Raw genomic sequence first — 13,276 nt, 5'->3', positions numbered from 1 at the left:
AATAAATTGTAAACCTTGTGTATATAATGGATAAGGTGAGGGCATTACGGGAGATGCTTTCGCAAAAAGTTGGAAACAGGGGGAAGTATGAAAAAGAAAACTATTTCATTAGGACTTGTTGTGGTTATGATTATAACTACAGTATTGTCAGGGGTTGTATCGAAAGATAAAAATGTTTCTGCTGCGCAGGCTCCAAAAACACTTAAGATGCCTATAATAATTTATGATCATTTGTCAGATAATCTGTTATTTGAATATGATTTAAACAATCAGTTTTCAAATAACTTGAGTTTGGAAAATATTACAGAATTGTTAGAACAAGATGCAGGCAAGGGGCTGGTGGAAGATACTCTGGGTGAAAACGGAAGACCGGTTTATAAACAAAAGGTAGTCGAAAAAGTTGCAAGTCTTGTAAAAAGTTATATGGAGAATACTTATTATTCAAACGGAACGGATTTATACAAAAAAATATATACTCAAATAACTAAGAAACAAAACAAGAAAACAGTGGCAACCTTAGGGGACTACAACAGCACAAAGGCAAAGTTTGACAAAGGTGCAGGAGTGGATGATATCAAATCATGTATGGATTATGCATACTACAGACTTAACAATTTCTGGTGCGAAACAAATAATCAGGTATCAAAGAAAACCAATGCATATTCAACATTACAGCTTGACCTGATTAATAATCTTTACAGATTTAGCAATGATTACGAAATAAACTATGATCCTGAAAACAAATTAATATCTCAAAATTCTAATAATCTTTTAAGTCAGGAAGTTGGATTTTATCCATTAGACAAAAATGTTCTCAAAAATCACAGTGATTTAACTGCTCCATTTGGAACAGAAATGTACAATAAGTATGATAAGAAAAATCACAATTATCATTTCTCAATGAAAGCAAAATGTCAGTTTTTATATAAAAAATCAGATAATCTTAAATTTAAATTTAGTGGAGATGATGATGTGTACTTATTTATTGACAATAAGTTAGCCTTAGACATTGGTGGTGCACATTTAAAAAGGTCAGAAGTTCTAAATGTAAACGAGGTTGCTAAAAAACTAGGTTTAATAGATGGAGAAGTTTATTCTTTTGATTTCTTTTATATGGAAAGACATACAACAGACAGCAACATAATGATTGAAACTAATATGATTTTAGAACAGGCAGATGCAAAAACTGAAGTTGTATACAAAAATAACGGAAAAACATTAACGCAGTATGATAGTCTTAATGTTGGAGAAAATATAGACGTTGAATATATTCTTACAGCAGGTAACGATAAAATGGGGAACATGAAGTTTGTTGATGATACATTGGGAGTGACAATCGGAAAAGATACATTATCTCTTAATGGAAAGGATTTAAATGTTTCTGATAAAATCAAGGTGGAAGTAAAAGACAAAAACGGAAATGTTAAGGACAGCTTTTTTATTGATAAACAGGATTTAACTGATAATAAAAAAGTAAAAGAATTTCTAGATAAATTTAACGGTGTAAAGTTAAATAAGGAGGATAAAATTACCGTTTCGGGTATTTCAAAAAAAATAAATTATGATTCAGTTGCTCAGTCTAATTTAAATGTTGAAATTACTGCTGATTTGAAAAAATACACAGATAATGGAACCATTGAAGAAACACCAACTGACATACCGGTTACACCTTCTACAAATATTGTGATTCCAAGAAATGAAATAGCTGCAGATTTTGATTTAAAATTTGTAGACAGTAATGGAAAAGCATTTGAAGGAAACTTAAAACGTGGCACAAAAGTTTTTGAAGAATATAATGTAACTGCAAAATCAGACAACATGAAAGACATGACTATTGTAGATAAAAACGGATTTAAAATCACAAAGGAAGGTTTAATTATACCTGAAGGATATTTTGTTGAGGACAGTTTAACATTTTCTTTGGTAGACAAAAACAATAAAGAAATAGATAAAGTTTCAATTTCAAAAGCTGATTTGAAAAATGGAAATGCATCAGCTGTTTTTGAAAAACTTTATGGAAATAATCAGTGGATTATGAATAATGGGGATTCAATTGTAATTTCAGGTATGTATAAGGAAATGGATAATAGTGGAGTTGAGGCAGATGCAACGGCAACTTTAAGTGGTCCGATTCCAAACTACGATAAAAACAATAACAAACTTAGTGTGGAATGGAAAAAGGTAACTTTAAAAGACAGAGACCAGCTCTCTCCGTTAAAATTGCTTAATGTTAAATTCATTGCTGACAAACATGGTATCGTTAGGGGAGATGTGAATCAGGAAGTTGAATATGAAAGTAGTGTATCATCAGTTCCTACGCCAATTTCTGATAAAGGCTATGAATTCTTAGGCTGGGAGAAAACAGTTTCACAAGGCGTGTCTATATCTGAAAATCCTTCCAGTGAAATTATTTTGGAGGATACACTTTTTACAGCAAAATTTGGTCCTTTATCATACAACTATATTGTAAAATATGTTGATGAAGAAGGAAATCCGTTGTTGCCTGAAAAGCATGCTGATAAAAAGAAATACGGTGAGCCTGTAGTAGAAATGGCAGAAGAAATAGAAGGTTATGCTGTAGACAGTAATAAGAAAGAAATTACTATTGATGTTGAAAACAATGAAATAGTATTTGTTTATAAGAAAAAAATCTATAATGTAAAATTTACAACAGATGGCAATGGAGTTATTGATGGCAAAAAAGACTATAAAGTTAAATACGATGAAACAGTAGAGAAAACTCCAAATGAAATCGCAAATGAAGGTTATACTTTTAACGGCTGGACTAAAAAAACAAAAAATGAAGAAATAGCAGTTGAGGATCCTTCAAAGGAACACATTAAGGAGGACACAGTTTTTATAGCACATTATGTAATTAATGAATATGACTATACAGTCAGATATGTAGATGAAAATGGAAACTCATTAATTAATGATGTTACAAAAAAGGCAAAATACAAAACAGATGTTACAGAAGAACCTGTAGAAATTGAAGGTTACGAAAAATCTGACAAAGCAAAAACAATTAAAATTAAGACTAAAGATAATTTGATTATATTTGTATACAAACAAAAAGAAATAGAAACACCACCTGAGACAACAACAGAGGAACCAACAACGGAACAGCCAACAACAGAAGAAACTATAACGGAAGAGGCTACAACAGAAGAGCCAACAACGGAAGAACAGACGACAGAAAATGCAGATGAAGAAACTACAAGTGAAAATAAGATTACTAAATATGTGGATTATCAGATAAAGAAAAATAATTACACTTCAGATGGAAATGGATATAAGGCACCTTCAAGTTATGTATCTACAAGTACAATATCTCCAAAGACAGGATATGAATCAACATGGAAAGGAATTGTTGCAGGAATAGCTATGTCTGCTGTTGCAGGGGCTGCAGGAGTATTTGGAGTGATTAAGAAAAAGAAATATAATTAAATATAATGTTTAAAATAACTGTCACAGTAATCGTAAAAATTATTGTGACAGTTTTCTTATGTTAAATATAATCAAGAAATACATTATATATGTATGGTTGAAATATGACGGATTTTAAGGTATAATTTTACGAGTTAATATGGCACGGTATATCTTTAATAGCATATTAATTTAAACTAGATAGAAAGAAGGAATTACAATGAATTTTAACGTTGCAGTTATTCCCGGTGACGGAATTGGCCCTGAAATCGTAGCAGAGGCAAGAAAAGTGCTTGACGTCGTCGGTAATAAATTTGGACACAGCTTTAACTACACAGAAGTGGACATGGGCGGTATTTCCATTGATAAACATGGCGTTCCACTTACTGATGAGGCACTTGAAACAGCAAAGTCAAATGATGCTGTGTTATTAGGAGCCGTAGGAGGTGTAGTTGGTAAAGACAGTTGGTATGAATTACCACCTAATCTTAGACCGGAAGCTGGACTTCTTGCAATTAGAAAAGGATTAAATCTTTTTGCAAATCTCAGACCTGCATATCTTTACAAGGAGTTAAAGGATGCATGTCCACTTAAAGAATCAGTGGCAGATGCTGGATTTGACATGATTATTGTAAGAGAGTTAACAGGTGGCCTTTACTTTGGAGAAAGAAAGACAGAGGAAGTTAACGGAGTCCTTACAGCAACAGATACATTAACATATAATGAAAACGAAATTAGAAGAATTGCAATTAAGGCATTTGAAATAGCAATGAAGAGACGTAAGAGCGTAATCAGCGTTGACAAGTCAAATGTTTTAGACAGTTCAAGATTATGGGACAAGGTTGTAAATGAAGTAGCAAAGGATTATCCTGAAGTTACTCTTACACATATGCTTGTTGATAATTGCGCAATGCAGCTTGTAAAAGATCCTGCACAGTTTGACGTTGTAGTAACTGAAAATATGTTTGGTGATATTTTATCAGATGAAGCAAGTATGGTAACAGGTTCAATTGGTATGCTTTCATCAGCATCTCTTAGAGAAGATAAGTTTGGTATGTATGAACCAAGTCATGGTGCAGCTCCTGATATTGCAGGACAGAATAAGGCAAATCCAATTGCTACAATTTTATCAGCAGCCATGATGCTTAGATATTCATTTGATTTAGATAAAGAGGCTGATGCTGTAGAAGCAGCAGTTCAGAAGGTTCTAGAGGATAACATTCGTACAATTGATATTATGTCAGAAGGAATGACATTAGTTGGTTGTAAGGAAATGGGTGATGAAATAGCAAAACGTATATAATACATATTTATATTGACGGAGGTTATTATTATGAAGAGTGACGCAGTAAAAACAGGTATACAGCAGGCACCTCATAGATCATTATTTAATGCTCTTGGGATGACTGAAGAAGAACTTGCAAAACCATTAGTTGGTATTGTTTGTTCATATAATGAAATTGTTCCGGGACACATGAACCTGGACAAGATTGCACAGGCAGTAAAGATGGGTGTAGCCATGGCAGGTGGTACACCAATTATGTTCCCGGCCATTGCAGTATGTGATGGTATCGCAATGGGACATGAAGGAATGAAATATTCATTAGTAACAAGAGATTTAATAGCAGATTCAACAGAATGTATGGCTTTGGCACATCAGTTTGATGCTTTAGTTATGATTCCAAACTGCGATAAGAATGTACCAGGACTTTTAATGGCAGCAGCAAGAGTTAACGTGCCAACTGTTTTCGTATCAGGTGGTCCAATGCTTGCAGGTCACGTACATGGTAGAAAGAGAAGTTTATCATCAATGTTTGAAGCTGTTGGTGCAAATGCAGCAGGTAAGATGACATTAGATGATGTTAGAGAATTTGAAGAAAAGGTTTGTCCAACATGTGGTTCATGTTCAGGTATGTATACAGCTAACTCAATGAACTGTTTAACAGAAGCATTAGGTATGGGACTTAAAGGAAATGGTACAATCCCGGCTGTTTACTCTGAAAGAATTAAGCTTGCAAAACATGCAGGTATGGCTGTAATGGATTTATACAGAAAGAACATAAGACCAAGAGATATTATGACAAAAGATGCAATTCTTAATGCATTAACAGTTGACATGGCACTTGGTTGTTCAACAAACAGTATGCTTCATTTACCAGCTATTGCACATGAAGTTGGATTTGATTTTGATATTTCATTTGCAAATGAAATTAGTGAAAAGACACCTAACTTATGTCATTTAGCACCGGCAGGTCCTACATACATGGAAGATTTAAATGAAGCCGGCGGTGTATATGCAGTAATGAATGAGTTAAGTGAACTTGGCTTATTAAATGAAGACTGTATGACAGTAACAGGAAAGACTATTGGTGAGAACATTAAGGGTTGTGTAAACAGAAATCCTGAAGTTATCAGACCAACAGATAACCCATATAGTAAGACAGGTGGTCTTGCAGTGCTTAAAGGAAATCTTGCACCTGACGGTTCAGTTGTAAAGCGTTCAGCAGTAGCAGAATCAATGATGGTACATGAAGGTCCTGCAAGAGTATTTGACTGTGAAGAAGATGCTATTGCAGCAATTAAGGGTGGAAAGATTGTTCCCGGTGATGTTGTTGTAATTAGATATGAAGGACCAAAGGGTGGCCCTGGTATGAGAGAAATGCTTAACCCTACATCAGCAATTGCAGGTATGGGACTTGGCGAAACAGTAGCCCTTATAACAGATGGTAGATTCTCAGGTGCTTCAAGAGGAGCTTCAATTGGTCATGTATCTCCTGAAGCTGCAGTAGGTGGACCTATTGCTTTAGTTGAAGAAGGCGATATTATTAAGATTAACATTCCTGAAATGACATTACACATTGATGTGTCAGATGAAGAAATGGCTAAGAGAAAAGAAGCTTGGAAACCTAGAACACCAAAGGTTACAACAGGTTATTTAGCAAGATACGCTTCAATGGTTACATCAGGTAACAGAGGAGCTATATTAGAAACAAATAAATAAGGGAAAGAGGGAAACGCTATGATATTAAACGGTTCACAAATAGTTATTGAATGTTTAAAAGAACAGGGTGTTGACACAGTATTCGGATACCCGGGAGGAACAATTTTAAATATTTATGATGAATTATACAAGAATTCAGACGATATTACACATATCCTTGTTTCACATGAACAGGGAGCTGCTCATGCAGCTGACGGATATGCACGTTCAACAGGAAAAGTTGGAGTTTGTATGGCAACATCAGGACCTGGAGCAACAAATCTTGTTACAGGTATTGCCACAGCATATATGGATTCAGTACCACTTGTTGCAATTACAGCCAACGTTGCAAAGTCAGGTTTAGGAAAAGATTCATTCCAGGAAATTGATATTGTTGGAGCTACAATGCCTATTACAAAACATAATTTTATTGTAAAAGAAATCGAAAATTTAGCCCCAACACTTAGAAAGGCTTTCAAGATTGCAAAAAGTGGCAGACCTGGTCCTGTTTTAGTAGATATTACAAAGGACGTTACAGCTAATAAGATTGAATTTACAAGTAAAGAACCTGAAGAAATTAAGAGATATTCAGACAGTATTACAGAAGATGACCTTAATACTGTTGCAGATATGATTAAGGCATCAGAAAAGCCATTTATCTTAGTTGGTGGTGGTGCTGTTATTTCAGAAGCGGACAAGGAAGTAAGAGAGTTTGCAGAATTAGTTGATGCACCGGTATGTGATTCACTTATGGGTAAAGGTGCTTTTGATGGTACAAACAAGAGATACACAGGTATGATTGGTATGCATGGTACAAAGGCATCAAACTTCGGTGTTACAGAATCAGATTTACTTATTGTATTAGGTGCAAGATTTAGTGACAGAGTTATCGGTAATGCAAAAGAATTTGCAAAGAATGCAAACATTGTACATATTGATGTTGATCCATCAGAAATTAATAAAAACATCAAGGCTGACGCAAGCATTATTGGTGATATTAAAGAAGTATTATTAAGACTTAATAAGAAAGTTGAAAAGAAAGACAACAGTCAGTGGATGGCTCATATTGAAGAATTAAAGAAGCAGTATCCATTAGACTTAGATAAGTCAAAATTAACAGGTCCTGCAGTAATTGATTCACTTTACAATATTACAAACGGTGATGCAATTGTAACAACAGACGTAGGACAGCATCAGATGTGGGCTGCACAGTTCTATAAATATAAGAAATCAAGACAGCTTATTACATCAGGTGGACTTGGAACAATGGGATATGGTGTTGGAGCTTGTATCGGTGCCAAGATGGGCAACAAAGATAAGATTTGCGTAAATATCGCAGGTGATGGTTGCTTTAGAATGAACATGAATGAAATTGCAACTGCAACAAGATACAATATACCAATTATTCAGATTGTAATTAACAACCATGTACTTGGTATGGTTAGACAGTGGCAGACATTGTTCTATGGAAAGAGATATTCAAACACTGTATTAAATGATGCAGTTGATTTTGTTAAAATCGCTGAAGGTATGGGAGCAAAAGCATATAGAGTTACAACTGTAGAAGAATTTGAAGCAGCTCTTAAAGACGCAATTGAAATGAATATCCCTTGCGTAATTGATGCTCAGATTGATCAGGACGACAAGGTATTTCCAATGGTTCCTGCTAATACAGCTATTAGTGAAGCTTTCTCAGAAGAAGATTTAGCAGAATTAGGATATGATTGTTAATATTGCCAGTTAATTACTGACTTTAATTATAATGTTATAGTGGTTAATTTATGATAATGAATTAGCCCCAAAAAGATAGAAGATATATGGAGGTATGATTAGAAATGGCTAGAGTATATAATTTCTCAGCAGGTCCGGCAGTGTTACCGGAAGAAGTATTAAAAGAAGCAGCGGAAGAGATGCTTGATTATAGAGGAACAGGGATGAGCGTAATGGAAATGAGCCATCGTTCAAAAGCTTTCCAACAGATTATTGATGAAGCAGAACAGGATATTAGAGATTTAATGAACATTCCTGATAATTACAAGGTATTATTCCTTCAGGGTGGAGCTTCACAGCAGTTTGCAGCTGTACCAATGAACTTAAAGAAGAATGGAAAAGCTGCCTACATTATTACAGGACAGTGGGCAAAGAAAGCTGCTCAGGAAGCAGAAAAGTATGTTGATGTACAGAGAGTTGCATCATCAGCAGATAAGACTTTCTCTTATATTCCAGATTGCAGTGATTTAGATATTGATGATGATGTTGATTATGTATACATTTGTGAAAACAATACAATTTATGGTACAAAATATCATACATTACCAAATACAAAAGGACATACTTTAGTTGCTGACGTATCTTCATGTTTCCTATCAGAACCAGTTGACGTAGAAAAATACGGAGTAATTTACGGTGGTGTTCAGAAGAATGTTGGTCCTGCAGGTGTTGTAATTGCTATCGTTAGAGAAGATTTAATTCCTGAAGAAGTTGACAGCACAGTACCAACAATGCTTGCATGGAAAACACAGGCAGATGCAGGTTCACTTTACAATACACCTCCATGCTATGGAATTTATATTTGTGGAAAAGTATTTAAGTGGATTAAGAAGATGGGTGGACTCGATGCAATGAAGAAGCACAATGAAGAAAAAGCTAAGATTCTTTATGACTTCTTAGATAACAGCAAGTTGTTTAAGGGAACTGTTGTAAAAGAAGACAGATCACTTATGAACGTACCGTTCGTTACAGGTGATGAAGAATTAGATGCAAAATTTGTTGCAGAAGCTAAGGCTGCCGGTCTTGAAAACTTAAAAGGACATAGAACAGTTGGTGGTATGAGAGCAAGTATTTACAATGCTATGCCAATTGAAGGTGTTAAGGCCTTAGTAGAATTTATGGAAAAATTCGAAAAGGAAAACGCTTAATTTACGTTTAATAAGAGTTATTACAAATAATTTAAAATATTTAAAATAATATCTTATTAAAAACATTTATGGAGGTACATAAAAAATGACAAAAGTAAATTGCTTAAATCCTATTTCAAAATTAGGACTTAACAAATTAAATGATAACTATGAAATCGTAGATGATTTTAATGAGGCAGATGTGGCACTTGTAAGAAGTGCTGCAATGCATGACTTAGATTTACCAGCAAGCTTATTAGCAGTAGCAAGAGCCGGTGCAGGTGTAAATAATATTCCCCTTGATAAGTGCGCTGAAAATGGTGTTGTTGTATTTAACACACCTGGTGCAAATGCAAATGGTGTTAAAGAATTAGTAATGTGTGGTTTACTTCTTGGTTCAAGAGACATCATCGGTGGAAACAGATGGGTTGTTGACAACAAGGAAAATGCAAATATTAGCAAAGATATGGAAAAGGCTAAGAAGAACTTTGCAGGAAACGAAATCAAGGGAAAGAAACTTGGTATTATCGGTTTAGGAGCAATTGGTAGATTAGTTGCAAATACAGCCGTATCAATGGGAATGGAAGTGTATGGTACAGATCCATATCTTTCAGTAGAAGGAGCTTTAAGCTTAAAGAGAGCCGTTAATGTAGTTAAGACAAGAGAAGAAATCTTCAAGGAATGTGATTACATTACAGTTCACACACCACTTTTAGATGATACAAAGGAAATGATTAACAAAGATACAATTGCCATGATGAAAGATGGTGTTGTAATCTTAAACTTTGCAAGAGATTTATTAGTTTGTGATGATGATATTGTTGAAGCACTTAGCAGCGGAAAGGTTAAGAGATATGTAACTGATTTCCCTAATCCAAAGTTAGCTAACGTAGATGGTGTTATTGCTACACCTCATCTTGGAGCTTCAACAGCAGAATCAGAAGATAACTGTGCAATTATGGCAGTAGAAGAAATCGTTGATTTTGTTGAAAACGGAAATATTAAAAATTCAGTAAACTATCCTGCAGCAACATTAGGTGTATGTGATAAGGCAAGTCGTGTTACAGTTTGTCATAAGAACATACCAAACATGATTGGACAGCTTTCATCAACAATTGCTGCTGAAGGAGTGAACGTTGCAGACATGGTAGATAAGTCAAAGGGTGATTTTGCTTACGCAATCATTGATTTAGACCATAGTGCAACAGATACTTTAATTGAAAAATTAAATGCTGTAGATGGCGTAATTAAGGTTAGAGTAGTAAAGTAGAACTAATCAATTAGGTTATATACTAAAAAAGAGACTATTGATTAGAATAGTCTCTTTTTTATAATTAAGGTTATAGGAAAATTTGAGTGAAATAATCTGAAAATGGAGAGTAATATGAACTTTTTTTTAGCAACAGATATTGGAGAAGAAATAAGTGAAAAAGTAAGTGAGAATAGCACTGAAAAAGTTTCAGAGCTTTCAAAGTTATTTGATGGATTCTCATCTAAAATGATAAGTTTAGGAATAAATATTATAAATGCTGTAATAATCTTTATTATTGGAAAAATAATTATAAAATTATTGCGTAAACTTTCTAAAAAAATTATCGGCAGAACAAGTGCAGACGAAGCAGTAGTAAAATTTGTCGATTCAATAATTAAAATAACAGGATATTTTATTGTATTCATTGTAATTTGTTCAGAACTTGGAATTGAGACAACATCATTTATAACAGTATTAGGTAGTGCCGGTGTTGCAATTGGTTTGGCATTGCAGGGTAGCTTATCAAATTTTGCAGGTGGTGTTTTATTACTTCTTACAAGACCTTTTAAAGTGGGAGACTATGTTGTAATTGAAGGTCATGAAGGTATAGTAAAAAAGGTGGATATTATTTATACAACAATTGTGAAGTTTGATAATACCATAATTAAATGCCCAAATGGCGACGTGGCAAAAAAAGTGATTATAAATTACTCAAATGAAAACGGAAAACGTGTTGATGTTAAGTTTTCAGTTCATTATGACAGCGACATAAATAAAGCAAAAAAAATAGTTATGGATGTTATAAGAAATTGTAAATATGTTGATAAAGAACGAGAAAACAATGTAGTTGTAATGAAACTTGCTGACAGTGGTATAGATATGGAAACAAGAGCATGGGTAAAACCCGATGATTACTGGGATGCATATTTTTATTTAATAGAAAATATAAAAGCTGAGCTTGAAAAGAATAATATAGAAATTCCATATAATCAGTTAGAAGTTCATATAAATAATAAAAATGACAATAATGCTGACAATATGTAAGTTTTGTAAATAGTAAATTAGATTGAATAATGATATAACATAAAGAATTTAAACTGAAAAATTATTCAAAATATAGTTAGTAGGGATAATTTAAAACTAGGATAAGGGGTGGATTTATATGATAGCAATAGTATGTTTAGATGAAAATAACGGTATGTTCTTTAATGAAAGAAGACAGAGTAAGGACAGATATGTTATTAGAGACATTGTGCACATGGTAGAAAATAACACATTATATATTAACGAATATTCAAAGGAATTATTTAAAAATACACCGGCAAACATTCAGATTTCTGAAGATTATTTTAATCAGGTGTCAGACAATGAGTATTGTTTTATTGAAAATCAAATTGTTGATATTTTGAAGGCAAAAAAAGTTGTTGTATACAGATGGGATAAAGTTTATCCGGCTGACTACAAGCTGCCATTAAGACAATATAAGCTTGTTAGTACATTGGAGTTTCAGGGATATTCTCATGATAAGATTGTAAAAGAGGTATATGAGAGAAATGAAACAATCAAAAAGTAAATTAAAAAAGATTCTAATTACACTGTTTATATGTTTTGTTGTTGTGGGGGCTGTTCATGAAACAGACCCAAATTACAATGATAAAGCAGAAACAACAGTAGCTACAACAAAACAGACAACAAAATTTGTAGCAAAGAATATTGAAAATGTTAGTACCCAAAATACAAAAGCAAAAAATAAAACAAACAATAGTAGCAAAAGTAAGAATAAAAGTAGCAAAAGCAAAAGTAGTAAGAATAAAACATCATCTAATAAAAAGAGTATAACTGTCAAAAAGACCAGCTATAAAAATATAAATGTAAAAAGTCTCAAATTTAAAGGCAAGGCTTACACAGTTATAAATAACAACAAACCATATTTTACCAAGGAGGAAATAACAAAAAAATCCTTTGAGTCATATTCTTCATTAGATTATCTTGGTAGATGTGGCGTGGCAGTTGCTTCAGTTGGTAGAGATATTATGCCCACACAGAAGCGTGGTGCAATTGGTTCTGTAAGACCTACAGGTTGGCATACAATAAAATATTCTTTTGTTGACGGAAAATATTTGTATAACAGATGTCATTTAATTGGCTATCAATTAACAGGTGAAAATGCCAACGAAAGAAATCTGATTACGGGAACAAGATATTTGAATGTTGATGGTATGTTACCTTTTGAAAATATGGTAGCCGATTATGTGAAGGAAACAAACAACCACGTAATGTATAGAGTGACACCTATATTTAGCGGTTCTGAAATTGTTGCACGTGGTGTCTTGATGGAAGGTTACTCTGTTGAGGATTCAGGTGCAGGCATTGAATTTAATGTGTATTGTTACAATGCACAGCCTGGAGTAAGTATCACTTACAAAACAGGTGATAGCAAATCAACAGGTAAATATGCTAACACAGAAGACAATGAAAATAATAAGAAATATTCAAATAATATCGGAAATAAAAATTCAGGTACATCAGGTTCAAAGAAATCCACATCAAGCAGTGGAAAAGTTGAATATGTTTTAAATATGAATACTCACAAATTCCATTTACCATCATGTAGCAGTGTTAAGCGAATGAGTGAGTCAAATAAGGGTATATATACAGGTACAAGAGAAGATGTTATAAATCAGGGCTATGATCCATGTAAAATATGTAATCCTTAAATAT

The 13,276-nt window shown here is 33.6% G+C and carries 9 protein-coding genes; all 9 read left to right on the top strand.

Annotation, left to right across the window (positions count from 1 at the left end; all coding sequences use genetic code 11):
- Positions 1-87 precede the first annotated feature (87 nt).
- Positions 88-3,447: a fibro-slime domain-containing protein gene (locus DW006_RS03175; RefSeq protein ID WP_117999024.1), complete on the top strand. Its 3,360-nt coding sequence runs from the start codon at positions 88-90 to the stop codon at positions 3,445-3,447.
- 199 nt (positions 3,448-3,646) lie between these two features.
- Positions 3,647-4,729 carry a 3-isopropylmalate dehydrogenase gene (gene leuB, locus DW006_RS03170; RefSeq protein WP_022165005.1) on the top strand — a complete coding sequence of 361 codons (1,083 nt, stop codon included), beginning with the start codon at positions 3,647-3,649 and terminating at the stop codon, positions 4,727-4,729.
- Between the two features lie 30 nt (positions 4,730-4,759).
- Positions 4,760-6,427, top strand: a complete 1,668-nt coding sequence (gene ilvD, locus DW006_RS03165) for a dihydroxy-acid dehydratase (RefSeq protein WP_117999023.1) — start codon at positions 4,760-4,762, stop codon at positions 6,425-6,427.
- An 18-nt stretch (positions 6,428-6,445) separates the two neighbouring features.
- Complete coding sequence (gene ilvB, locus DW006_RS03160; RefSeq protein ID WP_117999022.1) at positions 6,446-8,137, top strand: biosynthetic-type acetolactate synthase large subunit; 1,692 nt, start codon at positions 6,446-6,448, stop codon at positions 8,135-8,137.
- A 104-nt stretch (positions 8,138-8,241) separates the two neighbouring features.
- Positions 8,242-9,324: a 3-phosphoserine/phosphohydroxythreonine transaminase gene (gene serC / locus DW006_RS03155; protein ID WP_117999021.1), complete on the top strand. Its 1,083-nt coding sequence runs from the start codon at positions 8,242-8,244 to the stop codon at positions 9,322-9,324.
- Positions 9,325-9,409: 85 nt separating this feature from the next.
- A complete protein-coding gene (locus DW006_RS03150) occupies positions 9,410-10,573 on the top strand; it encodes a phosphoglycerate dehydrogenase (protein ID WP_117999020.1) in 1,164 nt (387 codons plus the stop codon).
- A 114-nt stretch (positions 10,574-10,687) separates the two neighbouring features.
- Positions 10,688-11,599, top strand: coding sequence for a mechanosensitive ion channel family protein (locus tag DW006_RS03145; RefSeq protein ID WP_158561055.1), 912 nt, complete (start codon positions 10,688-10,690; stop codon positions 11,597-11,599).
- Positions 11,600-11,717: 118 nt separating this feature from the next.
- Positions 11,718-12,128 carry a hypothetical protein gene (locus DW006_RS03140; protein WP_117999018.1) on the top strand — a complete coding sequence of 137 codons (411 nt, stop codon included), beginning with the start codon at positions 11,718-11,720 and terminating at the stop codon, positions 12,126-12,128.
- Positions 12,100-13,272 carry a DNA/RNA non-specific endonuclease gene (locus DW006_RS03135; RefSeq protein ID WP_243002568.1) on the top strand — a complete coding sequence of 391 codons (1,173 nt, stop codon included), beginning with the start codon at positions 12,100-12,102 and terminating at the stop codon, positions 13,270-13,272. The genes DW006_RS03140 and DW006_RS03135 overlap by 29 nt, the downstream gene beginning before the upstream one ends.
- Positions 13,273-13,276: the final 4 nt, after the last annotated feature.

Origin of the sequence: Eubacterium sp. AF36-5BH, from assembly GCF_003460505.1 — a bacterium.
Classification (GTDB): domain Bacteria; phylum Bacillota; class Clostridia; order Lachnospirales; family Lachnospiraceae; genus Eubacterium_G.
The sequence above is the reverse complement of the archived record's forward strand: the minus strand, read 5'-3'. Positions and strand labels throughout refer to the sequence as shown.

Bases quoted from the DNA above. Each gene is read 5' to 3' on its own strand.
- DW006_RS03145 (WP_158561055.1), top strand. From the start codon at position 10,688: ATGAACTTTTTTTTAGCAACAGATATTGGAGAAGAAATAAGTGAAAAA.
- serC (WP_117999021.1), top strand. From the start codon at position 8,242: ATGGCTAGAGTATATAATTTCTCAGCAGGTCCGGCAGTGTTACCGGAA.
- DW006_RS03140 (WP_117999018.1), top strand. From the start codon at position 11,718: ATGATAGCAATAGTATGTTTAGATGAAAATAACGGTATGTTCTTTAAT.
- leuB (WP_022165005.1), top strand. From the start codon at position 3,647: ATGAATTTTAACGTTGCAGTTATTCCCGGTGACGGAATTGGCCCTGAA.
- ilvB (WP_117999022.1), top strand. From the start codon at position 6,446: ATGATATTAAACGGTTCACAAATAGTTATTGAATGTTTAAAAGAACAG.
- DW006_RS03175 (WP_117999024.1), top strand. From the start codon at position 88: ATGAAAAAGAAAACTATTTCATTAGGACTTGTTGTGGTTATGATTATA.
- ilvD (WP_117999023.1), top strand. From the start codon at position 4,760: ATGAAGAGTGACGCAGTAAAAACAGGTATACAGCAGGCACCTCATAGA.
- DW006_RS03135 (WP_243002568.1), top strand. From the start codon at position 12,100: ATGAGAGAAATGAAACAATCAAAAAGTAAATTAAAAAAGATTCTAATT.
- DW006_RS03150 (WP_117999020.1), top strand. From the start codon at position 9,410: ATGACAAAAGTAAATTGCTTAAATCCTATTTCAAAATTAGGACTTAAC.